General features: G+C 71.0%; 30 protein-coding genes. 6 read left to right on the forward strand and 24 right to left on the reverse strand.

All coding sequences use genetic code 11. The features are described from left to right. Nucleotides 1–151: 151 nt before the first annotated feature. From E1294_RS35720 to E1294_RS35730, 3 genes are all read right to left on the reverse strand, one after another. Nucleotides 152–1,528, reverse strand: coding sequence for an AMP-binding protein (locus E1294_RS35720; RefSeq protein ID WP_132515398.1), 1,377 nt, complete (start codon nt 1,526–1,528; stop codon nt 152–154). 7 nt (nt 1,529–1,535) lie between these two features. Then, nucleotides 1,536–2,141 carry a biotin transporter BioY gene (locus tag E1294_RS35725; protein WP_132515399.1) on the reverse strand — a complete coding sequence of 202 codons (606 nt, stop codon included), beginning with the start codon at nt 2,139–2,141 and terminating at the stop codon, nt 1,536–1,538. Nucleotides 2,142–2,251: 110 nt separating this feature from the next. After that, complete coding sequence (locus E1294_RS35730) at nt 2,252–2,926, reverse strand: TetR/AcrR family transcriptional regulator (protein WP_165977645.1); 675 nt, start codon at nt 2,924–2,926, stop codon at nt 2,252–2,254. Nucleotides 2,927–3,023: 97 nt separating this feature from the next. Here E1294_RS35730 and E1294_RS35735 point away from each other — a divergent pair, with 97 nt between their 5' ends. After that, complete coding sequence (locus E1294_RS35735; RefSeq protein WP_246083531.1) at nt 3,024–3,488, forward strand: GAP family protein; 465 nt, start codon at nt 3,024–3,026, stop codon at nt 3,486–3,488. 148 nt (nt 3,489–3,636) lie between these two features. Here E1294_RS35735 and E1294_RS35740 read toward each other — a convergent pair whose 3' ends face one another. From E1294_RS35740 to E1294_RS35755, 4 genes are all read right to left on the reverse strand, one after another. Further along, nucleotides 3,637–4,266 (reverse strand): LUD domain-containing protein, encoded by a 630-nt coding sequence (locus E1294_RS35740; protein ID WP_132515402.1) that lies wholly within the window; start codon nt 4,264–4,266, stop codon nt 3,637–3,639. Nucleotides 4,267–4,479: 213 nt separating this feature from the next. Next, nucleotides 4,480–4,989: a carboxymuconolactone decarboxylase family protein gene (locus E1294_RS35745; protein WP_132515403.1), complete on the reverse strand. Its 510-nt coding sequence runs from the start codon at nt 4,987–4,989 to the stop codon at nt 4,480–4,482. A 50-nt stretch (nt 4,990–5,039) separates the two neighbouring features. After that, entirely contained in the window at nt 5,040–5,516 is a 477-nt protein-coding gene (locus E1294_RS35750) for a carboxymuconolactone decarboxylase family protein (protein WP_132515404.1), read from the reverse strand. 98 nt (nt 5,517–5,614) lie between these two features. Beyond that, nucleotides 5,615–6,115, reverse strand: a complete 501-nt coding sequence (locus E1294_RS35755) for a MarR family winged helix-turn-helix transcriptional regulator (protein WP_132515405.1) — start codon at nt 6,113–6,115, stop codon at nt 5,615–5,617. A 75-nt stretch (nt 6,116–6,190) separates the two neighbouring features. Here E1294_RS35755 and E1294_RS35760 point away from each other — a divergent pair, with 75 nt between their 5' ends. The 3 genes from E1294_RS35760 to E1294_RS35770 all read left to right on the forward strand — a co-directional run bounded on the left by E1294_RS35760 (nt 6,191) and on the right by E1294_RS35770 (nt 8,640). Continuing rightward, complete coding sequence (locus E1294_RS35760) at nt 6,191–7,063, forward strand: haloalkane dehalogenase (protein ID WP_132515406.1); 873 nt, start codon at nt 6,191–6,193, stop codon at nt 7,061–7,063. A 5-nt stretch (nt 7,064–7,068) separates the two neighbouring features. Next, a complete protein-coding gene (locus E1294_RS57510; RefSeq protein ID WP_132515407.1) occupies nt 7,069–8,049 on the forward strand; it encodes a zinc-binding dehydrogenase in 981 nt (326 codons plus the stop codon). Between the two features lie 117 nt (nt 8,050–8,166). Then, nucleotides 8,167–8,640 carry a MarR family transcriptional regulator gene (locus tag E1294_RS35770; protein WP_132515408.1) on the forward strand — a complete coding sequence of 158 codons (474 nt, stop codon included), beginning with the start codon at nt 8,167–8,169 and terminating at the stop codon, nt 8,638–8,640. Nucleotides 8,641–8,653: 13 nt separating this feature from the next. Here E1294_RS35770 and E1294_RS35775 read toward each other — a convergent pair whose 3' ends face one another. The 8 genes from E1294_RS35775 to E1294_RS35810 form a co-directional block, all read right to left on the reverse strand. Beyond that, on the reverse strand, nt 8,654–8,968 hold the full coding sequence (locus E1294_RS35775) for a DUF6204 family protein (protein WP_132515409.1): 315 nt from the start codon (nt 8,966–8,968) through the stop codon (nt 8,654–8,656). After that, nucleotides 8,956–9,609 carry a TetR/AcrR family transcriptional regulator gene (locus E1294_RS35780; RefSeq protein WP_132515410.1) on the reverse strand — a complete coding sequence of 218 codons (654 nt, stop codon included), beginning with the start codon at nt 9,607–9,609 and terminating at the stop codon, nt 8,956–8,958. The genes E1294_RS35775 and E1294_RS35780 overlap by 13 nt, the downstream gene beginning before the upstream one ends. 217 nt (nt 9,610–9,826) lie before the next feature. After that, entirely contained in the window at nt 9,827–10,462 is a 636-nt protein-coding gene (locus tag E1294_RS35785; RefSeq protein ID WP_132515411.1) for a response regulator transcription factor, read from the reverse strand. Then, a complete protein-coding gene (locus E1294_RS35790) occupies nt 10,455–11,690 on the reverse strand; it encodes a sensor histidine kinase (protein WP_132515412.1) in 1,236 nt (411 codons plus the stop codon). Before E1294_RS35790 ends, E1294_RS35785 begins: the two co-directional genes overlap by 8 nt. A gap of 3 nt (nt 11,691–11,693) precedes the next feature. Beyond that, nucleotides 11,694–12,398, reverse strand: a complete 705-nt coding sequence (locus tag E1294_RS35795) for an ABC transporter permease (RefSeq protein ID WP_181958611.1) — start codon at nt 12,396–12,398, stop codon at nt 11,694–11,696. Between the two features lie 12 nt (nt 12,399–12,410). After that, the gene (locus tag E1294_RS35800; protein ID WP_132515413.1) at nt 12,411–13,328 is read right to left on the reverse strand and encodes an ABC transporter ATP-binding protein; all 918 of its coding nucleotides are present in this window, start codon (nt 13,326–13,328) and stop codon (nt 12,411–12,413) included. A gap of 85 nt (nt 13,329–13,413) precedes the next feature. Next, nucleotides 13,414–15,042, reverse strand: a complete 1,629-nt coding sequence (locus E1294_RS35805) for a carboxylesterase/lipase family protein (RefSeq protein WP_132515414.1) — start codon at nt 15,040–15,042, stop codon at nt 13,414–13,416. Nucleotides 15,043–15,081: 39 nt separating this feature from the next. Continuing rightward, nucleotides 15,082–15,696, reverse strand: a complete 615-nt coding sequence (locus tag E1294_RS35810; RefSeq protein ID WP_132515415.1) for a TetR/AcrR family transcriptional regulator — start codon at nt 15,694–15,696, stop codon at nt 15,082–15,084. A 686-nt stretch (nt 15,697–16,382) separates the two neighbouring features. On the opposite strand from E1294_RS35810, the gene E1294_RS35820 reads away from it, so the two are divergent. Both E1294_RS35820 and E1294_RS57515 read left to right on the forward strand, forming a co-directional pair. Beyond that, entirely contained in the window at nt 16,383–16,691 is a 309-nt protein-coding gene (locus E1294_RS35820; protein ID WP_132515416.1) for a hypothetical protein, read from the forward strand. Between the two features lie 267 nt (nt 16,692–16,958). Then, on the forward strand, nt 16,959–17,504 hold the full coding sequence (locus E1294_RS57515) for a transposase (protein ID WP_165977646.1): 546 nt from the start codon (nt 16,959–16,961) through the stop codon (nt 17,502–17,504). 7 nt (nt 17,505–17,511) lie between these two features. Here E1294_RS57515 and E1294_RS54915 read toward each other — a convergent pair whose 3' ends face one another. From E1294_RS54915 to E1294_RS35860, 9 genes are all read right to left on the reverse strand, one after another. After that, on the reverse strand, nt 17,512–17,985 hold the full coding sequence (locus E1294_RS54915) for a hypothetical protein (protein WP_132515418.1): 474 nt from the start codon (nt 17,983–17,985) through the stop codon (nt 17,512–17,514). 70 nt (nt 17,986–18,055) lie between these two features. Next, nucleotides 18,056–18,223: a hypothetical protein gene (locus E1294_RS53240; protein WP_165977647.1), complete on the reverse strand. Its 168-nt coding sequence runs from the start codon at nt 18,221–18,223 to the stop codon at nt 18,056–18,058. Nucleotides 18,224–18,372: 149 nt separating this feature from the next. Next, nucleotides 18,373–18,528, reverse strand: a complete 156-nt coding sequence (locus tag E1294_RS53245) for a hypothetical protein (protein WP_165977648.1) — start codon at nt 18,526–18,528, stop codon at nt 18,373–18,375. Next, on the reverse strand, nt 18,525–18,740 hold the full coding sequence (locus E1294_RS35835) for a hypothetical protein (protein WP_132515419.1): 216 nt from the start codon (nt 18,738–18,740) through the stop codon (nt 18,525–18,527). Before E1294_RS35835 ends, E1294_RS53245 begins: the two co-directional genes overlap by 4 nt. A gap of 341 nt (nt 18,741–19,081) precedes the next feature. Then, nucleotides 19,082–19,468 carry a DoxX family protein gene (locus E1294_RS35840; protein WP_132515420.1) on the reverse strand — a complete coding sequence of 129 codons (387 nt, stop codon included), beginning with the start codon at nt 19,466–19,468 and terminating at the stop codon, nt 19,082–19,084. Nucleotides 19,469–19,475: 7 nt separating this feature from the next. After that, entirely contained in the window at nt 19,476–20,336 is an 861-nt protein-coding gene (locus E1294_RS35845) for an NAD(P)H-binding protein (protein WP_132515421.1), read from the reverse strand. Nucleotides 20,337–20,368: 32 nt separating this feature from the next. Then, entirely contained in the window at nt 20,369–21,274 is a 906-nt protein-coding gene (locus E1294_RS35850; protein ID WP_246083532.1) for a TIGR03621 family F420-dependent LLM class oxidoreductase, read from the reverse strand. A gap of 90 nt (nt 21,275–21,364) precedes the next feature. Beyond that, nucleotides 21,365–22,249, reverse strand: coding sequence for an SDR family oxidoreductase (locus E1294_RS35855; protein ID WP_132515422.1), 885 nt, complete (start codon nt 22,247–22,249; stop codon nt 21,365–21,367). Then, a complete protein-coding gene (locus E1294_RS35860) occupies nt 22,246–23,205 on the reverse strand; it encodes a haloalkane dehalogenase (RefSeq protein ID WP_246083533.1) in 960 nt (319 codons plus the stop codon). The genes E1294_RS35855 and E1294_RS35860 overlap by 4 nt, the downstream gene beginning before the upstream one ends. Nucleotides 23,206–23,272: the final 67 nt, after the last annotated feature.

A 23,272-nucleotide genomic window follows, 5' to 3' on the forward strand; every position in this document is an offset into this window, starting at 1 on the left:
CTGCCGCCCGCCCTGTCGCCCGTCACGTCAGCCGTCACGTCATTCACCACTGCGGCGATCACGGGGGCGGCCAGCCGGTCGACGGTCAGCTCCTTGTACGCGTGCCCGGCCGTGCCGATGGGCGTGCGCCGGGCCGCCACCACGACGGCCATCAGACCAGCCGCCGGATGTCGGGGTCGCCACCGGCCAGCCTGGCCGCCACCAGGGCGCGGGCGGGTTTGCCCGACTGCGTACGCGGCAGGCTCGGCACCGCGTACCAGCGGCGCGGCCGCTGCACCGCGTCCAGCCCGCCCCTGGCCATCGCCTCCAGCAGCGCCCGCGACGGAGGCGAGGCGCCCTCCGCCTCGAGAATCGCCGTGACCACCGAGCCCAGGGACGGGTGCGGCGAGCCGACCACCACGACGTCGCCCACACCCGGCACCGTCCTGAGCACCTCTTCGACGTCCTCGGCCACGACGGTCGCGCCGCCGGTCTGGATCGCGCCGCCACCCCGGCCGCGCAGCCGCAGCACCTCACCCTCCCGGTAGGGCCGCGCCACGTCGCCCACGCTGGCCCAGCGGCCCGCGTCGCGCCGCAACGGGCCGGGCACGTCGCCCAGATAGCCGTCGGCCAGCCACGGTGAGCGCACCCACACCTCGCCCAGCGCCGCCCCCGGCTCGGCCCTGACCTCGATCTCCACGCCGGGGAACGGGCGCAGCCCGCCTCCGTCGGCGTCGACGGCCACGAACGACAACTCGGTCGCGCCGTAGTACGCCACCACGTTCACCCCGGCCTCGGCCGCGGCCGCGCGCGCCCCCGGGGCGAGGGCCGCGCCGCCGACCACGGCCGTGCGCAGCGCCCCGGAACGGCGCGGACGCCGCAGGACGTCGCCCAGCACGTGCGGCACCAGGTGGACGACGGTGGCCGACGCCGCCCGGGCGGCCAGTGCCGTGCCGGGGCGGCGGCCCGGCACGACGGCGGTCGCCCCGACGGCCAGCGCGTGCACCGCGGCGAAGGCGTACAGGCTGGAGGTCAGCGGCCCCGGCACCAGGACCACGTCGCCGGGGCCGATCCCGGCCAGGTCGCCGAGGTGCGCGAACGAGTCCGTCCACGACGCGCGGCGGCGTACCACGGCGCGCGGCCGGCCCGTACTGCCGGAGCTGAAGCAGGCCCACGCCCGGTCGGCAGGGGCCGAATCCGGGGTTACGGCCGGGCCGGGTGCGCACGGGAGCGGCTCGGCGACCAGGAGGTCAGGCGTGACCGCGCCGGTGACGCGCGCCCAGCGTCCGCGCCCCCAGGCGGGGTCGCCCACCAGCGGCGTGGCGCCGGCCAGGTCGGCGGCGAGCACGGCGGTCAGCAGCGCGGCCGGACCGGCCAGCCCGATCGCCACCAGCGCGCCCGGGCCGACTCCCTGGCCGCGCAGGTGCCGGGCGGCGCCCTGGATGTTCGCGGCGAGCTCGGCGTAGGAGAGCTCGCCGTCCTGGCCGCACACCGCCGGCCGCTCCGGCCGCTCGGCGGCGTGCCGCAGCACGTGTTCTGCTACCGGCATCGCGGGGTCAACGCTCCCCGGTGCGCAGCCGCTCGCGGTGCACGGCAGGCACCGCGTCGGGGTAGGACACCTGCACGCCCCTGGCGACGTAGGCCGTCACGACCGCCTTGATCACGTCGCCGGGCAGGAACCCGAGCGTGAGCAGCGCCGCTGTGCCCAGCGACGCGCCGGTGATCATCGCCTGCGCGGGAACCCCGACCAGGTAGACCACGCCGACGCCGCCCACCAGGCTCGCCACGAACAGCTGGACCAGGCCGGGCCGGCGGCCGGCCCGCTCGACCAGCCAGCCGGTGACCGCCGCGCCGGGCAGCCAGCCCAGCAGGAATCCCGCCGACGGCGCGGTGAACACGCCCAGCCCGCCGCGCCCGCCCGCCAGCAGCGGCAGGCCCGCCGCGACCAGCACGAGCAGCACGGCGACGGCCAGCGCCGCCCGCCAGGAGCCGAGGATCGCGCCCGCCAACATCACGCCCGCGGTCTGCAGGGTGATCGGGACCGTGTTGCCGAAGACGTTGAACGCGCCCGGCAAGCCGAGCGCGGCGATCAGCGCGGCGAACACGGCCACCCTCGCCAGGTCGCCCGTGGGGAACCTGCGCTGCTTCCCTTCATCCTTCATGGGGTCGATCTCACACCAGAACGGCACGCTTCACTCATGGAGGTATCCCACAACATTCGACTCGATCATCTGCCACCGGGATACGAGACAACTGTCTGGGTCCACGCGGATCAGCGGTCCTGGGGCGCGTTCTCCCTTTCCGGGTGGTGCGCGGGCTGAGCCGGCCGGGGCACGGCTCGCAGCAGGGAACGCAGCAGATGCCCGGCGGTGCCGGCGGACACCTGGCCGGGGGTGTTCACGATCTGGGCGGCGAGCCCGTCGACGAACGTGTGCAGCAGAGCCGCCCAGAGCTCGACCTGGGCGTCGGGGTGCGGGGCCGTGGCCTGGTCCGGTTCGCGGACCGGCTCGTGTCCGCGCAGGGCGGCGACGCACTGGCGGTGCAGCGCCCGTTGGTCGTTCCACGTCACCGAGCCCCCTTCCTGAGGATGGTGACGCTCCCATTCCACGATCGCCGACCACAACGCGTATTCCTCGCGGCGCTGGGCGTCGAGCGGCAGCATCTCCTCCACGATGGTGGCGACCTGTTCGACCACCGAGCCTTCGGTACGGGGCCGCTGGACGCGTGGGATGACCCGCCGGCGGAGGGTGCCGGTGGTGGCCTGGACGACGTAGGCCTGCAACGCGTGCTGATCGCTGAAGTAGTGCCGCAGGGACCCGGTGGACCAGCCCGCTTCGGCGGCGACGCCGCGGACGGTCACACCGGCCAGCCCCTCGCGCAGGATGATCCGGATGGCCGCCTCGCCGAGCTCGGCCCGTCGCTGGTCGTGATCAACGAGTCGTGGCACGTCCACCATGTTAGTACGCACGTTCTAACACACCCGTGCTACTGTAATGGCACAGGTGTGCTATCATAGCGTCGTCGAATCCCCGCAGGAGACAGGTTTGCCGATCGAGACGATCGTGGCGGTGCTGGGGCTGGCCCTGCTCGACACGCTGAGCCCCGCGGTGATCGGGATCCCCGACCGCGACCCCGAACGCGCATCCATCAAGGCACGGTCCTTGACCATGCGCTCGATGGTGCTGCTGGGGCTGGGGACCTGGCTGTTCGAGTTCGCCACCGCCGTGCCGTACTTCGGCGCGATCGGCATCATGACCCTCGCCGGCCTGCCCGCCGTCCAATGGTCGCCGCTCCTCGGCGCGTACGTGACCATCATGGTGATCCCCGGCGTCCTGCTCTTCGCCGCATGGGCCGCCCTCGGCGAGCGCACGCGTGAACGGTTCGAACGGTGGCAGGGCAAACTCGACTCCGGATCCCGCACCACACTGCGCTGGATCGTCGGGATAGCGGGGGTCCTCATCCTGCTGGACGCGGCGCCCGACCAGATCACCATTACGGCGGGTCCCTAGCGATCCGCGGCGGCCGCACCCGGTCCGGCCGTGCCGGCCGGGAGCGTGCGGCGCCAACCGAGGTCGGCCGCGAAGCGCCGCGTCATGATCGCGCCCGCGGCCATCGGCGCCGTGCTGACCTCGGTCCCGGCCGATGACTCCGGGTGGTTCAGAATCCGAGGGCCTGCCGGAGCAGCAGGACGGTGCCGCGCTCGGGCCGGAATTCGGCGTTGAGGATGAGGAGGCGGTTGACGGTGCTGGGCCACCCGTGGACCTTCTGGGTGCGGGCGGTCTCCAGCGGGAGGCAGTGGTCTTCGACGCGCCGCAGCGCGGTGTCCAGGTCGGGTACCACCTTCTGCGCCCCGACGATCCAGATCGCACGGGCGGCGCCGCCGGCGTAGCCGGGCAGCTGGCTTCCGCTGCCCGAGGCGATCACGAGGGAGCCGGTTTCGGTGACCGCGTGCACGCTGCCCACGATGACGTCCGGGGTGGCGCTCAGCCGCCGGATCTCGTCCGTCTGGGTGGCGCGGTCCATGGCCAGGACTCGCGGCTTGATGGCCTGGTAGCGCCCGCTGGCGTTGATGTCCTCATCGATGCCAGACAGGCGCAGGGTCTCGCTGGCCCCGGTGAACACGCTGGCGCCCTCGGGTATCAGGTCTTTGACGCGGGTGCGCGCGGCGGTGGCGTCGTCGAGGATTTCCACGGTGAAACCGTGTGCCGTCAGCGCGCTGGCCGCCCGCTCCAGGGAGTGCGCGGGGGCCGGGTCGGTGAACGGTGTCGCCGGCAATGAAGTGGTCATGATGTCGCTGAGTCTCCTGTTCGCAGGATGATGTGTTCGTTTCAGCCGGTTCGACGACACAGTCCCCGGAACGTGAGGCGATGCACCGGCCTCACCTTCCGGTGCGCTGTCGTGTCGAACGGGCGGGGGCAGAGGCGGCCGAGGGAGCCGTCGGCACCCTGACCTCCTCCGGAACGGTGGCCGGCCAGGAGTGGGAGTGCCGGCTGCCGGGCGTCAGCGCGTCCAGTTCTCCCCTGCGGGCCTGCCGGCGATCGGCTTGCCGATGAGAGTGAGAGGGATGAAGAAGCAGCTCCGGCCGAGCGCCATGCAGAGCGTCACGAGTGCCCGGTCGTCGTAGTGGGCGCAGGCCCTGGCGAACAACTCGTCGGGGACGCGCTCCCCGGCCGGGTTCGGGGTGAAGGTGGCGTCCACGAGTTCCAGCGCGACCTGCTCGGCCTCGGTGAAGTAGCGAGGGGTGTCCCGCCAGGTCGCCACGGCCGTGATGCGCTCCTCGGATTCACCGAGCGCGCGCAGGATGCGGGTCTGCCCGATGGTGTGGTAAGTGCTGTCGAAGTGCTGCCCGAGCCGCAACTGCACCAGGGCGATGAGGGCCGGCGAGATCGAGCCGTTCTCCTGGGCCTTGGTCATGCCTCCGCCGATGTCCCACAGCTCGGGGACGAACTGGCTGGGGTCGGGCAGACGCGACTTGAGGTCGTCCTGCCCGGCCGTGGTGTCCGCGGGCATGGTGGGCCTTCCCTTCTCGATCGTGGCGGTGGGCCTGGAGACGTCCCGGGTCACCCCCACTGGCCGGGCTCGAAGTCGCCGGTGGCGGGTTGCCGGGTGATGACGTTCATGCGGTTCCAGGCGTTCATGACGGCGATGAGGGCGGTCAGGGCGGCGAGCTGGTCCTCGTCGTGGTGCTTGGCGGCGTTGGCCCAGGCCTCGTCGGTGACGCCGCCGGCGGCGTCGGCCGTACGGGTGCCCTGCTCGGCCAGCTCCAGGGCGGCGCGCTCGGCGTCGGTGAAGACGGTCGCCTCCCGCCAGGCCGCGACCAGGTTGAGGCGCACCGAGGTCTCCCCCGCGTGCGCGGCGACCTTGGTGTGCTGCTCGATGCAGACGGCGCAGCCGTTGATCTGGCTGACGCGGAGCATCACCAGCTCCCGCGTCGTGGCCGGCAGCGTCGAATCCGACACGACCTTGCTCGCCGAGACGAAATGCTTCGCGGCCTTGGCCCCGACCGGGTTGCCGGCGTAGTCGAAACGGGCGTCCATGGGATCTCCTTGCCGTGGTGGTTGCTACACCCCCACGACGAACGCCCCGGCGATGACGGGACGACCGCCAACGTGACTTACGTCACACGAGCGTGGCGTCAGTCGAGGCCGCTGTCGCCGAGCGAGGCCAGGCGGGCGGCCGCGTCGGGGTCCGCCTCGCCGATGCGGCCGAGCAGGCGGTGCAGGAGGCCGTGGAGGGCGCCGAATTCCTCGGGGCTGGTCAGCTCGGTCCACCGCCGCTCGATCGCGTCGCCCGCGCCGGCCGCCGCCGGCCGCACCGCTCGCCCTCGCCCGGTGAGCACCACCAGCCGGGAGCGGCCGTCACGGGGGTTCGGGACACGTTCCAGATAGCCGGCCCGCTCAAGCTGGTCGACCGACTGCGCCATGGTCTGCTTGCGGACGCCGGCGCGGATGGCGAGGTCGCGGACCTGAACGCCCTCCGGCGGGACGAACGGGAACACCTTCGCGTCTCCCGGCCGGATGTCGCCGAAGCCCGCCTCGGCCAGGGACGCCTCGATGCCGAGGGCGTATTCGCGGTGGAGCAGGCGCAGCAGCAACGAGAGGCGCAGTCGCTTCTCGGCGGGCGAGTCTGGGTTCATATTGACAGCCACCTGTCTAGTTCGTAGCTTTGGTCAGGTACCTGTCTATTATGCCGCCGGCAGAGAGGCCGCACCATGCCCACCGCACAGGTTCTGAACTCCACGATCTTCTACCGCGAAACCGGCACCGGAGCCGTGCCGATGATCTTCCTCCACGGCAACCCGACATCGTCGTACCTGTGGCGGCACATCCTGCCCGTCGTCGGCCAGTCCGGCCGGTGCCTGGCGCCCGACCTCATCGGGATGGGCGACTCCGGCAAGCCGGACCTCGCCTACACCTTCCACGACCACGCTCGCCATCTCGACGCGTGGTTCGACGCCCTGGGGCTCGACCAGGTCGTACTGGTCGGCCACGACTGGGGCGGCGCCCTCGCCTTCGACTGGGCGGCCCGCCATCCCGGACGGGTGCGCGGCATCGCGTTCACCGAGACCATCGTCAAGCCGATGGCCTGGGACGACCTCCCCGCCGGCGCGCGCCCGCTGTTCACCTCGCTGCGCGCGCCCGACGTGGGCGAGTCCCTGGTGCTGGACCAGAACGTGTTCATCGAGCAGGCGTTGCCCGCCACGGCCGCCCGCGGGCTCAGCGAGGAAGACCTGGACGTCTATCGGCGGCCGTACCCGACCCGGCAGAGCCGCCTGCCGCTGCTGCAATGGCCGCGCGCCATGCCGCTGGACGGCGAGCCGGCCGACGTCGTCGCCACCGTCCGCGCCTACGGCCGGTGGCTGGCCGCCAGCCCCGAGGTGCCCAAGCTCCTGCTCACCTTCGACCCCGGCCCCAGCACCATGATGAGCCCGCAGATCATCGACTGGTGCGCCGCGCACATGTCGGCCCTGGAGGTGAAGAGACACGGGCCCGCCGGCCATCACACCCCCGAGGACCAGCCCGAGGCCATCACCGCTTCGCTCGTCGCCTGGCGGGACAGGCACAGCCTGTGCGCGGAGGGGTGAGCACCATGCGAGCGATCAGACAGCACGCCTTCGGCGGCCCCGACGAACTCCGGCTGGAGGAGGTGCCCGACCCGCACCCCTCCGACGGCGAGGTGCGGATCCGGGTCGAGTCGGCCGGCGTCCACCTGCTCGACACGATCATCCGCCAGGGCGGCGGCGGGCCGCGCGTCGCGCCCCGCCTGCCCATGACGCCGGGCCGGGAGGTCGCCGGCGTCGTCGACGAGGTGGGCGCGGACGCCGGTGACCACCTCCTCGGCCGGCGCGTCGTCACGGACCTCGGCCTGGCCAGTGGCGGGTACGCCGAACTCGCACTCGCCCCGTCGGCGGCCGTCCACCTCATCCCCGACGACGCCGACGCCGACTCGGCCGTGGCCATGGTCGGCACCGGCCGCACGACCATGGCGATCCTCGAACTCGCCGCCCCCACCGCCGGTGACGTCGTCCTGGTCACCGCCGCCGCCGGGGGCATCGGCACCTTGCTCGTCCAGGCCGCGCGGGCCGCCGGAGCCACGGTCGTCGGCGCCGCGGGCGGCCCCGGCAAGGCCGCGCTCGCCCGCCGGATGGGCGCCGACCACGCCATCGACTACAGCGGCCCCGACTGGCCCGACCAGGTACGCCAGTCGCTCGCGGACCGGCCGGTGACACTGGCCCTGGACGGCGTCGGCGGACAGATCGGCCGGCACGCCCTGGAACTGGTCGGAGTGGGCGGGCGCCTGGTGATGTTCGGCACGGCCTCGGGCTCGCTGACCGAACTGTCGGCCGCTGACCTGTTCAGCCGCGGCATCAGCGCCGCCTGCGCCGTCGGCGCCCGCATCCTTCAGCGGCCCGGCGGCACCCGTACGCTGGAGCAACGCGCCCTGGAGGCACTGAGCGGCGACCGGCTCACCCCCGTCATCGGCCGGCGTTACGCCCTGGCCTCCGCCGCCGCGGCCCACCTTGCCCTGCAGTCCCGCGCCACCACCGGCAAGACCGTCCTGCGGCCATGACCCCCTCGGCGAGGACCGCCGCGCCCCGGCACGGCGCGGCCCACGCCCGGCTGCTCGACCGGACCATCCGACAGAGGACCTGGTGGCCCGGCGGCCGGGTCCGCCGAAAGGAACGCTATGCAACAGCACCGGCCCATCGGCTACTGGCTGAGACTCCTCGACCAGCTCATCGAGGAGCACCTGAACCGGGTGCTGGCGGCGGAGGCCCTCCATCGTCGCCATTGGCAGACGATGAACCTGCTCCGGGCGGCGCCCGCCGCACAAGACACCATCGCGGAGACGCTGCGTCCGTTCTGGTCCGCAAGTTCGGTCGGCGTGGACGAGGTGCTCGACGAGCTGGTACGGCGTGCCTGGATCACCAGCCGGCAGCCGTACGGGCTCACTCCCGCCGGCGAGGCCGCGCACACCACCCTGGCCCGGATCGTCGAGCGGGCGGCTCGCCAGATCAACGAGGGGGTGGGCGCGAAACAGTATGACGACACCGTCGAGGTGCTACGTCACATGGTGAAGAACACGGAGAACCTGCGACGATCGGCGCCCAGCCGGCGTGCCACCGAGCCGGGCCGCCCTCAGCCGGGTGCGCAGTTCTGAGCCGGGCCCGCTCTCACGCGGGCCCGGTGGACCCCGGCCGGCGTCCGCCACGCCGGATCCTGATGTCGCGCATGTCGGTCACCCCGATCTTCAGGATCTCGTACGGGTGCCCGTGCGCCTCCAGCGCGGCCATGGCACCCAGAGCCGCCTCGTCCTCGCCGTCGTCCGGTCCGGCGGGCACCTGGCAGCGGAAGGTGAACGCCGAGACGCTCTGGTCGTGGGTGAACGTGCCGGCCTCGGTGAAGACGGTGCCGCTCGCCGCCAGCACCCTGGCGCGGCCGGCGTCGTCCAACCCCGCGAACTTGCCCCTGATCGTCACCCTGAACATGGTCGTCCCTCTCGTACGGCATAGGTGAGAACCCGCTCGCCGAGCATGCTCTCCACGGTGTCGAGCAGCTCCAGCACCCGCTCGGCGATCACCTCCGGCCGCTCCCCCGCGGTGGCGCGGCGGGCGACGTCGCCCAGGACCAGCGCGTGCAACGACCCGATGTGCCAGGCCATCACGCGCGGCAGCGGGTCGTCCGCGGCCGCGCCGGTCTCCTCGGCCAGCTCGGCCGCCAGCGTGTCCGTCATCCGGCGGCCCAGCCCCTCCAGCCGGGCGGTCAGCGTGGGTGCGGCCAGCATCATCTCCAGGACCCGCCCGAAACCCGGGCTGAGGCCCACCTGGCGCTCGCGCCCGCGCACCTCCTGGCGCAGCCGCTCCAGCACGGCCCCCGCCGCCGACTCGCCCGGCCCGCGCGCCCGCACGATGTCGGCGAGCCGCTGCGGCGACGCCTCGTCCGGCGGCAGGACCAGGTCCTCCTTGGACTCGAAGTAGTTGTAGACGGTGTTGACCGACACCTCCGCGGCCGCCGCGACCTCGGCGATCGTCACGTCGTCGAAGCCGCGCGCCACGAACAGGCCGAGGGCCACCTCGGAGATGTGCTGCCGGGTCCGCCGCTTCTTTCGCTCCCGCAGCCCTTCCATCATGAGCTGGAATCTACTGCAATAGTTAAGTCCACTGCAATTTTTTAGCCCCGTAACCCGTAAGCCCGTCCGGCGTCGTCAGATGCCGAGACAGGTCAGCACGGCGCGGACGCGGCGATGCCTCGAGCCGGTGGTGACCAGGGTTCGAGGAAGATGGTGCCGACGTGCTTGCGCACGGCCCGTTCCGTGACGACGAGCCGGCCGGTCGGCGGACGGGGGGTCATCCCCTGGGGAGGAGGCCACGCTGGAAGGCGGCGGCCACCGCCGCCGCCCGATCGTTGACGCCCAGCTTGGCGTAGATGTGCAGCAGGTGCGTCTTGACCGTGGCCTCGCTGATGAACAGGCGGGCGGCCGCCTCGCGGTTGGTGGTGCCCTGGGCGATCAAATCGAGGATCTCCAGCTCCCGCCCGCTCAGCGGATCGGCGGGGGCGCGGACCTGGCCGAGCAGGCGGGTGGCCACCGACGGGGAGAGCGCGGCCTCCCCGCGCGCCGCCGCCGCGACCGCGCGCGCGAGTTCCTCCCTCAGCGCGTCTTTGAGGAGGTAGCCGGTCGCGCCCGCCTCGATCGCGGGCAGCACGTCGCTGTCGGTGTCGTACGTGGTCAGCACCAGCACCCGCGCCTTGAGACCCAGCCGGGCGAGCTCCCTGATGGCCGTCACCCCGTCCATCCTGGGCATCCGCAGGTCCATGAGGATCACGTCGGGGTCGAGCGCGCGCGCCAGGTCGACGGCCTGGGCGCCGTCGCCGGCCTCGGCGACCACCTCGAAACCGGGATCGCCGGCGAACATGCCGCGGACGCCGTCGCGGACGATGGGGTGGTCGTCGGCGATCAGCAGCCGGATGGGGCTCTCAGGCACTCCGCGACTCCTCGGGGGTGGTGGTCAGTGCGGTGATGGCGGGTACGACGGCGGAGACGGCGGTGCCGGCCCCGGGCTCGGACTCGATCTCGAAGGAGCCCGCCAGGCGGGTCACCCGGTCGCGCATCGACGCCAGGCCGAAGCCGCCCCCGCCGACCGCGCGCGCCGGGTCGAAGCCCGCGCCGTCGTCGCGGACGTCGAGGCTGACCACGTCCTCCATGTAGGACAGCGTGAGCCCGGTGCGCGACGCCCCGGCGTGCTTGGCGATGTTGGCCAGCGCCTCCTGGGCGATGCGGAGCAGGGTCGCCTCCACCTCCGGATGCAGGGGACGCGTCGTGCCGGTCGTGGAGACCTCCACGCGCACGGCGTTCAGCTCCGACCACCGGGCGGCGATCTCCGCGAGCGCCGCTGGCAGCGGGGCGGACTCCAGCGGGCCCGGCTGGACGGCGTGCACGGATCTGCGGGCCTCGGCCAGGCTCTCGCGGGCCAGCCCCACCGCGTGGTCGAGGTGCCGCCGCCACGCCTGCGGCTCGGCCTCGGTCTGGACGGCCGCCTGGAGCTGGGTGATGATGCCGGTCAGGCCCTGGGCGAGCGTGTCGTGGATCTCCCTGGCCATGCGCTGGCGCTCGTCGAGCACACCGGCCTCGCGGGCCTGCAGGAGGAGCTGGGCGTGCAGGCCGGCGTTCTCCCGCATCGTCTCCTCCAGCCGTGTCACCATGCGCTTGCGTTCGGCGCTGCGCTCGGCCGTGACCTCGCCGACGAAGCTGAACAGGCTGACCACGGCCACGATCGCGGCGGTGAAGAGCACGTGGGTGGCGATCGCCGGCAGGGTGGGCTCGGGCAGCCCTCCGCTGTAGGCCGTGATGGAGATGGCCGCCGTGACCGTCACCCCGGCGAATCTCCACTTCCCCTTCAGCAGGTGCCAGGAGTGGAGGTATCCGGTGAAGGCGAAGAAACTGGCGAACCACAATCCACGCGAGCAGAGCACCGCGATCAGGATCACCAGGCCCGTGACATACACGACCGGATGGCGCTCGGGCATGAGCCAGATCCACGCCGCGGCGAGCGCGGAGAGGCCGAGCGTGACGAGATGGTACGTCCCCGGCCGGTCGTCGGCCAGCGACGACAGCGCCATGGAGACGGCCAGCAGGACGTACGGGACGGCGGTGAGCAGGCGCTGCAGCAGCCGCTCCCACCGGTCCAGACGGGGGACGTCCCCTGTCGTCATCGCTCACTCCCAGCGGAAGAACCTGGCCGCGGCGAGGCTGACGATCACCGCGTACGCGGCCATGACGCCCAGCGGCAACGGGCCCGGTGACAGCCCCGTCCAGACGTCATGAAGAGCCTGCCGGAAAGCGCCCATAGGGGTGAACGCACCGACGCGGGCCAGGATATCCGGCATCTGGTCCACCGGCTGCATCAGCCCGGCGAGGTAGGCCAGCGGGAAGTACACCAGCACGCCCACCCCGTTGGCGGTGCGCCCGTTCGCCGCCACGGCCGCGATCAGCAGGCCGATGGCGAACATCGCGGCCGTGCCGAGCAGGAACACCGCGGCGACGGGCAGCGCCTGGGAGGGCACGTGCGCGCCCAGGACGGTGCCCGCGACGGCGAGCAGCAGCGCGCAGGTGGTCAGCGCCAGCACGAACTGCAGGATGAGCTGCACCGTCAGCAGGCTCCCCGGCCTGACCGGGGTGGTGGAGAGCCGGCGCAGGATCCCCCGTTCGCGGTAGGTGGCCAGGGTGGTCGGCAGCTGGTACAGGCCGACGAGGCCGACGCCGATCGCCAGCGTCATCGGCAGGAGCACCGTGTCGCCGGGTGGGATCGAGCTGCCGAAGACGACGAGGATGAACAGCGGGACGAGGATGGTGAAGATCGAGCCGGGCTCGCGGGCCAGCAGCTTGAGCTCGACGGTGGTGAGCTTGGTGATGACGGTCATGGGGGATCTCCCTCAGAGGCGGAACGAGCGGCCGGTCAGGGCGGCGAACGCGTCGTCGAGCGTGCGCTTGTCGATGCGCAGGTCGGCGACGGGGATGAGGTTGCGGGCCAGGGCCGAGGTGACGGCCGTGGCGAAGTCGCCCCGGCCCGTCACGCTCACCCGGTCGCCGTCGCGGGTCACATCCGAGACGCCGGGAAGGCCGCTCAGCAGGGCGATCGGGTCGCCGGCGGCGCCGGCCATCAGCGTGAACCGCATCTGGTGCTCGGCGTCGACCCCGTCGATCAGCTCCGCCGGGCTGCCGGTCGCGACGATGCCGCCCCTGTCGAAGACCGCGACGCGGTCGCACAGCTCCTCCACCTCGTCCATGAAGTGGCTGACCAGGACCACGGTGACGCCGGAGGCCCGGACCTGCTTGATCAGCTCCCAGGTGGCGCGCCTGGCCTGCGGGTCGAGCCCGCTGGTGAGCTCGTCGAGGAACGCCACCTTCGGATTGCCCACCAGGGCCAGGGCGATGAACAGCCGCTGCTTCTGGCCGCCCGACAGCTTGCCGAAGCGGGCGCCGCGCTTGCCGGCCAGCCCCCATTGCTCCAGCAGTTCGCGCCAGTCGCGCGGCTCGGCGTAGAAGGAGGCGTACAGGTCGAGCGCCTCCCACACCTTGATGTTCTCGGGCAGCTGGGTGTGCTGGAGCTGCACCCCGATGCGCTCGCGCAGCGCGCGGCCGTCGCCGATCGGGTCGAGCCCGAGCACCCGGATCGTGCCGCCGTCGGGCCGCCGCAGACCCTCCACGCACTCGACGGTGGTGGTCTTGCCGGTGCCGTTGGGGCCGAGCAGGCCGAAGATCTCGCCCTGCTCGACGGAGAAGGAGACGCCGTTCAGAACCGTGTGGTCGCCGTACCTCTTGGTGAGGCCGGCGACGTCGATGACTGCCATACGTCCATCATGGTTTCGCAGCTCACGGCGGGGATCGACCCGCCGGCCAGGCTCGGCGGCGGATCAGGCTGAGCGCGAGGCGGCGTCAGCCGAGCTTGTTCCAGAAGGAGCACTGGTGGTCGGCGGCGTAGCCGACGGGCCGGACGGCGTCCGGTACCAGGCCGAGGACCGGCCCCTGCCCGGTGAACCGGGACCAGCGCGGCGAACCCTTCCCATTGGGATCGCCGGTGCGGGCGAAGGTGGTCCAGTAGTCGACCATCTGCGCGCCGAGCCGCTGCTGCGGCGGGGTCGGGAGGGCGTTCACGCCGTTCAGGTCGAACAGGGACGGCAGGTCGCTGGCGTGGGCCGCCCCCATGGGGAGCCCCGGGACTTCGATGCCGTTGACGTTCGGCGCGTTGCGGTCACCGAACTCGTAGGCGTAGACGTCGGTGTGGCGGGCGAGCAGCCGGTCGGCCTCCAAGGTGGGGCAAGCCCAGGACCGGTCGGTGTTCACCGCCGCCCAGGCCATCGCCGGCGAGTCGTACGCGGAGAGCGGGTAGCGGGCCCGCACCTCGTCGGCCTTGTCGCCGAACGCCGTGCGCAGCAGTTCGGGGTAGCGCTCGGCGGTGAACTTCTGGCCGGCCATGGCCGCGCCGCCGATGAAGGGGCGCATCTCGTCTCGGGTGCCGCCGGAGATCACCGGCACCCGGTGGAAGGTCCCCTTGCGCAGCGCCTCGGCCGGGTTCTTGGGCAGCAGCGGCGTGCCGTACGTGAGGTGGTCGCTGAACTTGGTCATGTGCGGCAGGAAGTCGGCGACGGGCCGCTCGCGCAGGCAGTCGAGGGTCTCGCGGGCCGAGCCCTTGTCGCACTTCAGGGTCCTGGCGAGCGCGGCGCCGTCCTTCTTCGTCGTCGCCAGTGTCGTGTACGGGGTGTGCGCGGGAGAGCTGGGGAAGAGCCCTCCTTCCACCCAGTCGATCATGCACGAGCCGGAGGAGACGATCGCCTTGTCGAACAGGCCGGCCGAGGCGGGGGTGGTCAGCAGCCCGCACGTGCTCATGCCGCCGGCGGACTGGCCGAAGACGGTGACGTTGCCCGGGTCGCCGCCGAGCGCGGCCGCGTTACGGCGCGTCCAGCGCAGCGCGGCGATCTGGTCCGCCAGTGCGAACGTGCCCGAGCCCGTCAGCTCTTCGTGCCCGAAGTAGCCGAGCACGCCGAGCCGGTAGTTCACCGTCACGACCATCACGTTGCCCTGGGTGGCGAGGCGCTGGGCGTCGTACTGGCTGCCGGCGCCGCTGGTGAACCCGCCGCCGTGGATCCAGACCATCACCGGGAGCGGCTTGCCGCTGGAGTGGCGCGGCATGGTGACGTTGACGTACAGGCAGTCCTCGTCGGTCGGCGGCACGCCGGGGATCTTGGCCTGGGGGCACGCGGCGCCGGGCTTGGTGGCGTCGGCGACGCCGCTCCACGGCCGCACGCGCTTGGGAAGGGCCCAGCGCAGGCGGCCGACCGGCGGCTGCGCGTAACGGATGCCGGAGAACGTCCGGACCGCGCCCTTGTCGACGCCGCGAACGCGGCCGGACTGCAGGCGCACGACCGGCGAGCCGGTCGCCTGGGCCGACACCGACGCGCTCGGCTTCGGCCCAGGAGTGGGAGGGCCGGTGGTCTGTGTGGGGGCCGCCGCGCCCAGCGTGAGCAGGAACGCGGCGGGGTACACCAGGCGGTGCACGGCTCTCATGAAGAATGTCTCCCTATCGATGGTGTGGTGTGTGCCCGGTCACGTGTCCGCGCGGGTGGCCCGCTCGAACAGCGCCACCAGTTCCCGGGCGTAGGCCTGCAGATCCAGGGCCGAGTCGCCGGCCAGCAGGAAGTTCGGCCCCTCGACGGAACGCTGAAGGCTCGTCGCCATCACCTGGACGTCGAAGTCGCGGAACTCGCCGGTCTCCTGGCCCCAGCGGAGGATCTGCTCCAGCGGTGACAGCGTGGCGCGCTCCGTGGGCTCGTCATAATCGATGCCGCCGTTGATGAAGATGTCGAGCAACGCCTTCATCTCGACCGGATGCGCCCCGGAGAACTCGACGTTCCCCTCGATGTACGCACGCAGCGCCGCCGACGCCGTCGGCCGGCCTTCCAGCCGCTCGGTCATGAACGTGGTGATCTCGCCGTAGATCTGGATCACCGCCTGCTTGACCAGCTCGCTCTTGCTCGCGAAGTGGTAGGAGATCAGGCCGGTGCTGGACAGGCCCGCGCGCTTGGCGATCTGAGCGAATGAGGCACGGGCGTAGCCAAGCTCGGCGATCGTCTCGATCGCGGCGGCCACGATCTGCGCCCGCCGTGCGCTCTCCGTGAACGTCCGGTCACGCTTGCCGGACGGCGACTCATTTGCTCGCATAAGCAAACCATAGCTTAAGTAAGCAAATCGCGCGCAAGGAGCGACGGGCCGCAGCCGCGAACGCGGGTGCCGGATGAACTCGTCCGTCTCGTTGCGCGGCAACGCCTCCCGGCCCGCCGGGCTCGGGGAGGCGTTCAGCGTCCGCGCTCAGCCGAGCAGCGTCGTACGGCGTGCGCCCGTCTTCGCGCCGACGACGGTCCGTGGGAGCAGCCTTTACTCCTTCGAATGGGCCGCCGACCTGGCCCTGGTTGGCACGGAACTCATCGATGATCTGCTGGCTGAAGTCCATGGGCACTTGTGTAGCGGTCAATGAGCGGGTATTGCGCGCGCCCACTCCGGCGCCTACCCGGCACCGGTACGGGCGGCGGCGCTCTTGACCATGCATGCCGGGCGCCATCGCCGTCGACCTGGCTGCGTCGTACCGGCACCGTCGTGCGCACCGGGCCAGAAAGTGGCAGCCTTCGAACTCGTGTCCGGTGAATGTCCGGCCGATGTCCTGGCTTCGTTCGTTTTACTGGGCGAGAATTGCTTTCCAGATGCCTAAATGCATACAGGAGGTGGCCAGACCTTCATTAAGTCGGTGGCTCGCCCCTCGACAAGGCCTGCACCCTCGATGTATGGACCCATGCTTTCTCGCACCGGGACGTTTGTTCAACGCCCGACCTACGAAGGGGACTCTCATGGCAATGCGAAAGCTGATCTCCAGAACCATCGCCACGGCCGCCATCACCGCCGCAGCTGCGGTTCCGGTCACCGTGGCAGCCGGAGCCGCAGCGTATGCCGAGGCCGGTTCATCGAGGCTTCTCATCGAATGCGGATACAACGACAACGTCAACGGACGTGCCATCTGGCGGAACTGCGATGCGAGCAAGGACTACATTCGCACCACCGCCCTGGGCGTGAGCACGAGTTACCAGTGCGTCCCGGCTGAAACGAATTATGACTTGGGTCCCACGTGGTTTATCTCCAGCTCCGTGCTCATCGGTACTTGCTAATTCGGAATCATCGACCACTGGCAAGGACCAGCACTTGTCCACTCGCCAACACTGCGTTCCTCAGTGGGCTTGGTTACCGCCCTTGTTCCGGTTTTGTGCGGTGAAAGGATCCTGCTGGTTAACTCGCGACACGCGGCTGTAGGTCCGTGACCTGAGTCTTTGACGTCCGGGATCATGCGGTGCGCGGCCGGGGTTTCCCCCTCCTCCCGGTCGCGGATGGAGTGGTCGGTGTCGATGCAACCCCGGTCCTGGCCGGAACCGGATCCAGTGATCGCGGCAGCGATCCGGACGATGTATCGGGGCAAGCGGCAGCCGCCGCTGCCCGTCCGGGTCCGGGATGAGCCGGGCGGACTGTTCGCCGACGCGGAGTCCGCCGAAGCGTTCGGGAGCGAGGGCAGGCCAGGCTGGTCACCGGGCCGGCTGGCGTTGATCACGGTGTTGCAGCGGGTGGAGAACCTGACCGACCGGCAGGCCGCTGAGACGGTGCGAGCGGACTTGAGCTGGAAATACGCGCTCGGGCTGGCCTTGGATGATCCGGGTTTCGACGCGAGTGTGCTGAGTGAGTTCCGGACCCGGGTGGTCGCCCACGGCCTGGAGGAGAAGGCTCTGGACCTGCTGCTGGCCAAGCTCGCCGGCAAAGGCCTGATCGAGGCGGGCGGCAAGCGCGGCTGCCGGCCTCGGAGACACAGCGTGCCGAGCTGGCGCGCGCTTACGGTGCCGACGGTTATGCGCTGGTGGAAGCGGTCTATGCGCCGTTCTCCCCGGCGTGGTCACGGAATCTGCCCGCGGTGCAGGCGCTGCGGGTCATGTTGATCCAAAACTATGTGCGCGTCACCGACCGGAAGGGGCGGGAGGTGGTCAAGCGGCGGCGGCCCCTCGAAGACGGCGGAAGGGACTGCCGCCGGGCAGATCGCGTCTGACCTCCCCGTATGACACCGATACCCGCTGGGACGCCAAGGGCGATGCGATGTTCTGGAACGGCTACAAGCTCCACATCAGCGAAACCTGCCACCCCGTGAACGCCGTGGACGACGCCGTGGACGACGACGTGAAACGTGAGAACGGCAGCCGCGGCGAAGCAGTCACGCCGCCGAATCTGATCACGAACGTGGCGACCACCGACGCCACCGTGCCCGACGTGGCGATGACCGAGAAGGTCCATCAGCACCTGCACCAGCGTGGGCTGCTGCCGCGCGAGCACTACGTCGACTCCGGCTACGCTGCGGCAGAACTGATCGTCGGTGCGCGCGAAATCCACGGCCTGACCCTCGTCACGCCTGTCTTGCTCGATCACTCGGCTCAGGCTCGCGCCCAGAGCGGCTATGACCGGGCCTCGTTCACGGTGGACTGGGCGAAGGAGCAGGTCACCTGTCCCCAACGGCAGACCAGCGCCTCGTGGAGCCCGTGCCGCCAGCGCGGTAGCGGTCGAACGCCATGCCGGTGCGGAAACCGCACGGCTTGTGGGTCAGGTGGGCGAGGTGGCTCCAGTAGCCGGAGCCGGACTCGGTCTCCCAGTCGGCGGGCAGCTTCACTGACCCTCACCGCCCGAGAGGGTGACGGCCTTCACGGACTCCACGATGGCCAGGTGCGTGTCGAAGTTGCCCTCGGAGTCGGACGTGACGAGGTACATACCCGACGCCCGGTCCGGGTCCTGGATCGCGTCCTCCCAGAGGAGGTCGATCTACATGATGTCTAGATCGCTCTGGAAGCCGATGACCTGGGTCGGGTTGCCCTTCCAGACGTCCTGGCGGCCGATCGCGCCGGACTCGTCCACGAAGTAGGGCTTGGGCAGCCAGCGGTCGGCCTGCTCCTCCTGCTGGATCTTGAAGGTCGTCATCGGACCTCACCCGCCGCGAGCAGTTCCTGGCGGCGGTTCTCCAGCCAGCGTTCCCGGCCGTTGCGTAGGTCCACGGCGGCCTGGACGTCGCCCGAGTCGTGCAGCTCGGTGATCCTGGCGACGTACTCGTTCCAGGCGCGGATCTCGGCCGCCCACTCCGGGTCTTCCTCCCATTCGCTGTCGGGCAGGCGTCGCATGAGGGTGGCGTTCACGGAGAGGGGAGTACTCGCCGTACAGGAGGAGGCGCTGGAGGACTGACGCGGTGCGTTCACGCGTAGTGTCTAGCCAGGCTGTTGAGTCGTCTCACTAAAATGGTCCCGCGCTCGCGTTTGTCTCAGCAAAGTGGCCCCGTAGGAACAAGGGACAGTGACCGCGGTCAAGATCACATGCTTCCACTGCGCTTGGCCAGGATCGCGCGGAGGTGTTCGGCGAGGTCCACGGTGACCTGGAGCGCCCGGCACCTTGGCGATGCCGGGGCGGGCCCAGGCGGTGCGACTCCCTTGAGGTTTGGAGTTGTGGGCCGGACGTCTTCAAGGGACCGTGCGGATGATGATCAGCGCGTCGTGTCCAGCATCAGGGCGGGATCGAGCGACAGGGTGGCGACCGCCAGGCCGAGGAACACGATCGCCAGGTAGAACTGTGGTGAGAAGTCGCTGACGCGCAGGTGGGTGTAGAGCGCGCAGACGAAGTACAGGATGAGGCCCGCCGCGGCGGCGGTGCCGATGAGCGGCACGCCGAGCAGCCCGAGCGCCAGCCCGAGCGCGCCCAGCGCCTTGAGCGCGCCGATCGGCCAGACCAGCCACGACTCCGGTACGCCGGCCCGGGCGAGTGCTGGGCCGAGGGTTCGCATGATCGGCGCGAGCCGGGTCATGGCCGCGAATCCGGAGAAGGTGTTGAAGGCGATGGTCACCAGAGCGGTGACGACGTAAGCAGCCGACACGGATGGTTCATCCGTTCCGGAAGGCGGCGAGGTGGTGGGCCACCCATTCGGCGTAGGTGCGTGCGGGGCGGCCGAGGACCTTGTCCACCTCGCCGGTCACCGGATGCTGGTCCTGGCCGGCGTAGTGGGCGTACCGGGCCATCAGGGCCCGCGCCCATGCTTCGGGAAGCCCGTTGTCGATCAGGTGTTGTGCGACGGCCTGCGGCGCGAGCTCCTCGAAGCGCAGAGGCCGGCCGATCACCGAGGCGATCACGGCCACCATCTCCTGGTGCGACAGCGACTGCGGTCCGGTGAGCTCCAGCCTGCGGCCCGCCAGTTCGTCGGTGAGCAGCGCGCGGGCCGCGACCTCGGCCAGGTCCCGCTCGTCGAGCGGTGACTCCCGGAATCCGGCGTGCACGTAGCGGACGACGTCCCCGGCGCGGATCTGGGCGCCCCACGCCTGCAGGGTGTTGCCGGCGAAGCTGCTGACCCGCAGGCTGGTCCAGGCCAGGCCGCTGGCGGCCGTGGCCTGTTCGGCCTCTTTGTTCCGGTCGCCCCGCCAGCGGGAGGGTTGCAGGTCGAACGGATCGTCGATGTTCATCGCCGACAGGGCCACCACTTTGGCCGCGCCGCGTTCGGCGGCCAGGGCGAGCAGCCGGTCGGCGGAGTCGCCGAAGGTCCGCGAGTGCAGGAAGACGGCCTCGACGCCGTCGAAGTGGGCGGCCATCGTGTCAGGCCGGGCCGGGTCGCCCTGGACGATCTCCACGTCGGCCGGCAGGGCGGCCTTCTCTGGAGAGCGGCTGACGGCGCGGACGTGGGCGCCCTCGGCGGCGAGTTGTTCGACGACGAGTCGCCCGATGGCTCCGGTCGCTCCGGTGATCAGGATCATGAGTTTCGCTTTCGTGTAAAAGGTACGTGCGGTTAGCGGAGCAGTTCGATGACGGGGGCCATGGCGTCGAGGCCGCCGTCCAGAACAGTGATGTAGCTGAATCCGAACGTCTCCCGATTGCGCCGGATCTGCTCGGCGATCTGTGCAGGGGTGCCGACCAGGAAGCCGGGCACGTGGCCGCGTTCTTCGGCGGTCAGCGATGGAGCGAGGGTCCGCAGTCTGTCCAGGGCTTGTCGTCTGGCGGTGGTGACCACGACGGCGGGCGCCTCGTGGTTGAACTCCACCTGGGTGATCCGGTCGCCGAGCGCGGCGCGCGCGAACGCCACTCGCCGGGCGATGGCGTCCGTGCCGGCGAAGGCGGGCAGGCCTACGCGCCCGGACGGGCCGGCCACCGTACCGTTGAAGCCGATGATGTCGGCCTCCCGTGCGGCGAGCCGCAGCACTCGCTCACCGCGGCCCGCCAAAAGTAGTGGCGGCAAAGGCCGTTCGGGGGGCCCGGGGCGGATTTGCGGGTCGGCATACAGCCGGCGCAGCGCGGCAACGGTGCGTTCCAAGCCGTCCGCGCGTTCGGCGGGCGTCGGGTACGGCATGCCGGCCTCGCGGAGCTTGTCCGGGGAGGCCGAGGGCCTCCCGGCCGCCAGGCCGAGTTCCAGTCGGCCGTCGGTCAACAGGTCGGTGGTGGCGACGTCGCGCACCAGCAGCGCCGGGCTGTGGAACGTCGCGTCGAGCACGTACGTGCCCAGTCGCACCCGCTGGGTGGCCTCTGCGGCCAGCATGAGCGCGGGGAAGGGGGCGGGTTTGCCGAGGTGGTCGATGGCGGAGATGGTGTCGAACCCGATCTGTTCGGCCTTGCGGCATTGCTCGCGCCATTCGCGCCGGCTCCCGGCAGTGTGCAGCACCACCCCGAACCGGAACCGGCGGTCGTTGGGCAAAGGCACACGTTGTCCTTTCTGTCATCCCGTCCCGGCGAGAGCGCGCCGAGGCGCGTGGGCTGCGCCGGGACGTGGTGGGGTGAGGCCGGAGCCGGGTCAGGCCGGTGGCTGGGGCAGGAACTGACGGGCATGCTCGGCCGCCCACTGGGCGAACGTGCGCGGCGGGCGGCCGGTGACCTGTTCCACCTGGTCGGTCAGTGTGGTGCCGTACTCGTTGGGCGTGCCGTACATCTGCAGCAGGATTTCCACCAGGTCTGCGGCACCGAATCCGGCCGCCTGGCTGAACGCGCGAAAGAGGTACAGGTGTGGCCGTCCGCCGGCCACGCTCCACTCCCGGCGCACCTGGTCGGGGGTGAGTTCCTCGAAACGCAGGTGGCGGCCGGTCGCCTCGCCGATGATCGCCACCATCTGACGCGCGCTCAGCACTTCGGGGCCGGTGAGATGGTAGGACCCACCACCGTGACCATCCTGGGTCAGCACCGTCGCGGCCACGGCGCCGATGTCGTACTCGTCGATCGGCGGGCTCTTGCGATCACCGTACGGCTCTCGCACCCGGCCGGTGGTGCGCAGCGATTCGCCCCAGTCGGTGAGGAAGTTGGCCATGAACTGCACCGGCTGCAGGAAGGTCCACTCCAAGCGGCTGGACTTGACGGCCGGCTCCAGCATGCCTTCCTGCCATCCGGCCAGGATGGTGGTCTTGCCGATCCCGGCCTTTTCGGCGAGGTCGACGATGTGCCGCCCGTTGGTCAGGGGCTGGTAGTCGCCGCCGAAGTTGATGAGGTGGACGGCGGAGACGCCGTCGAAGGCCGCCTCCAGGCTGGCGGCGTCGGTGAGGTCGCCAGCGGCCACCTCCACGCCTTCTGGCAGGACGGCGCGGGAGGGGTCGCGGGTCAGCGCGCGCACCTGTTGACCGCGTTCGATGAGGTGGCGGACGACCTGCCGGCCGATGGTTCCGGTGGCTCCGGTGACGAGAATGGTCATGCTGAGTGTTCCTTGACGGTCGAACGAATGAAGTCATCGACGGCGGTCGCGAGTGCCGCTCCGGCGTCCTCTTGGAGGAAGTGGCCCGCGCCGGTGATGGTGGGATGGGCCCGGCCCTTGGCCCCCGGGATCCGCCCGCTCAAGGCGCTGTGATCGCCGCGGGTGACGTTGTCCTGGTCGCTGAACGCGCACAGGAACGGCAGCTCGAGCCCCTCCAGCACGGCCCAGGCCGCGCGCAACGCCGGTGTGTACTCATCCTGCGGCGAGATGGGGATGAGCAGTGGGAACTGCCGGATGCCGGTCAGATAGGGCTCGTCAGGGAAGGGAGCGTCGTAGGCGGCCAGCACCGCCTGGTCGAGCCCGGTGACGGTGAAGGCGTCCACGATCGTGGACGGCTCGAACGGATAGGTGCGCTGGCTGGACTGCAACCAGGCGGCCATGAGCGGCCATCCGGCGCCGAGCTCCTCGTCCCCGGTGCTCAATCCGGTGTTGGTGGCCACAACCCGGCGGAACCGTGCGGGATGTGCGGCCAGCAGGGGCAGGCCCAGCGCGCCGCCCCAGTCGTGGCACACCATGGTCACCTCGCGCAGGTCCAGCCTGTCGAACACAGCCTCGCGCAGCCAGCCGAGGTGCCGCTCATAGGTGTAGGCGAAACGGTCGGCGAGCTTGTCGGACTTGCCGAACCCGATCAGATCGACGGCCACGCATCGGTGCCCGGCCTCCACCAACGGCGGGATGACGTGCCGGTACAGATAACTCCACGAGGGATTGCCGTGCAGCAGCAAGACGGTCTCCCCCGACGCCGCTGACTCCTCGGGCTGCTCGTCCAGGTAATGCACCCGCAGCCGCCCGCCGTCGACCGCGACATAGTGCGGCTCGAACGGGTAGTCCGGCAGATTCTCGAAGCGCGCCTCCGGGGTGCGCAGCACCCGCAGGTCCTCCGTAGCGATGGTCATGATGTGTCTCCTTTGGTCATGTCGTCTCCTGAGAGGCCGGCGGGCATCGAAGTGTGACGTCCTGCCG

The organism is Nonomuraea diastatica (assembly GCF_004349015.1).
GTDB lineage: Bacteria > Actinomycetota > Actinomycetes > Streptosporangiales > Streptosporangiaceae > Nonomuraea > Nonomuraea diastatica.

What these genes read in the sequence shown, in the direction of transcription:
- E1294_RS35720 (WP_132515398.1), bottom strand. Translation starts at nt 1,528, where the DNA reads ATGCCGGTAGCAGAACACGTGCTGCGGCACGCCGCCGAGCGGCCGGAG.
- E1294_RS35725 (WP_132515399.1), bottom strand. Translation starts at nt 2,141, where the DNA reads ATGAAGGATGAAGGGAAGCAGCGCAGGTTCCCCACGGGCGACCTGGCG.
- E1294_RS35740 (WP_132515402.1), bottom strand. Translation starts at nt 4,266, where the DNA reads ATGACCACTTCATTGCCGGCGACACCGTTCACCGACCCGGCCCCCGCG.
- E1294_RS35745 (WP_132515403.1), bottom strand. Translation starts at nt 4,989, where the DNA reads ATGCCCGCGGACACCACGGCCGGGCAGGACGACCTCAAGTCGCGTCTG.
- E1294_RS35750 (WP_132515404.1), bottom strand. Translation starts at nt 5,516, where the DNA reads ATGGACGCCCGTTTCGACTACGCCGGCAACCCGGTCGGGGCCAAGGCC.
- E1294_RS35755 (WP_132515405.1), bottom strand. Translation starts at nt 6,115, where the DNA reads ATGAACCCAGACTCGCCCGCCGAGAAGCGACTGCGCCTCTCGTTGCTG.
- E1294_RS35760 (WP_132515406.1), top strand. Translation starts at nt 6,191, where the DNA reads ATGCCCACCGCACAGGTTCTGAACTCCACGATCTTCTACCGCGAAACC.
- E1294_RS57510 (WP_132515407.1), top strand. Translation starts at nt 7,069, where the DNA reads ATGCGAGCGATCAGACAGCACGCCTTCGGCGGCCCCGACGAACTCCGG.
- E1294_RS35770 (WP_132515408.1), top strand. Translation starts at nt 8,167, where the DNA reads ATGCAACAGCACCGGCCCATCGGCTACTGGCTGAGACTCCTCGACCAG.
- E1294_RS35775 (WP_132515409.1), bottom strand. Translation starts at nt 8,968, where the DNA reads ATGTTCAGGGTGACGATCAGGGGCAAGTTCGCGGGGTTGGACGACGCC.
- E1294_RS35780 (WP_132515410.1), bottom strand. Translation starts at nt 9,609, where the DNA reads ATGATGGAAGGGCTGCGGGAGCGAAAGAAGCGGCGGACCCGGCAGCAC.
- E1294_RS35790 (WP_132515412.1), bottom strand. Translation starts at nt 11,690, where the DNA reads ATGACGACAGGGGACGTCCCCCGTCTGGACCGGTGGGAGCGGCTGCTG.
- E1294_RS35795 (WP_181958611.1), bottom strand. Translation starts at nt 12,398, where the DNA reads ATGACCGTCATCACCAAGCTCACCACCGTCGAGCTCAAGCTGCTGGCC.
- E1294_RS35800 (WP_132515413.1), bottom strand. Translation starts at nt 13,328, where the DNA reads ATGGCAGTCATCGACGTCGCCGGCCTCACCAAGAGGTACGGCGACCAC.
- E1294_RS35805 (WP_132515414.1), bottom strand. Translation starts at nt 15,042, where the DNA reads ATGAGAGCCGTGCACCGCCTGGTGTACCCCGCCGCGTTCCTGCTCACG.
- E1294_RS35810 (WP_132515415.1), bottom strand. Translation starts at nt 15,696, where the DNA reads ATGCGAGCAAATGAGTCGCCGTCCGGCAAGCGTGACCGGACGTTCACG.
- E1294_RS35820 (WP_132515416.1), top strand. Translation starts at nt 16,383, where the DNA reads ATGCGAAAGCTGATCTCCAGAACCATCGCCACGGCCGCCATCACCGCC.
- E1294_RS53245 (WP_165977648.1), bottom strand. Translation starts at nt 18,528, where the DNA reads ATGACGACCTTCAAGATCCAGCAGGAGGAGCAGGCCGACCGCTGGCTG.
- E1294_RS35845 (WP_132515421.1), bottom strand. Translation starts at nt 20,336, where the DNA reads ATGATCCTGATCACCGGAGCGACCGGAGCCATCGGGCGACTCGTCGTC.
- E1294_RS35855 (WP_132515422.1), bottom strand. Translation starts at nt 22,249, where the DNA reads ATGACCATTCTCGTCACCGGAGCCACCGGAACCATCGGCCGGCAGGTC.
- E1294_RS35860 (WP_246083533.1), bottom strand. Translation starts at nt 23,205, where the DNA reads ATGACCATCGCTACGGAGGACCTGCGGGTGCTGCGCACCCCGGAGGCG.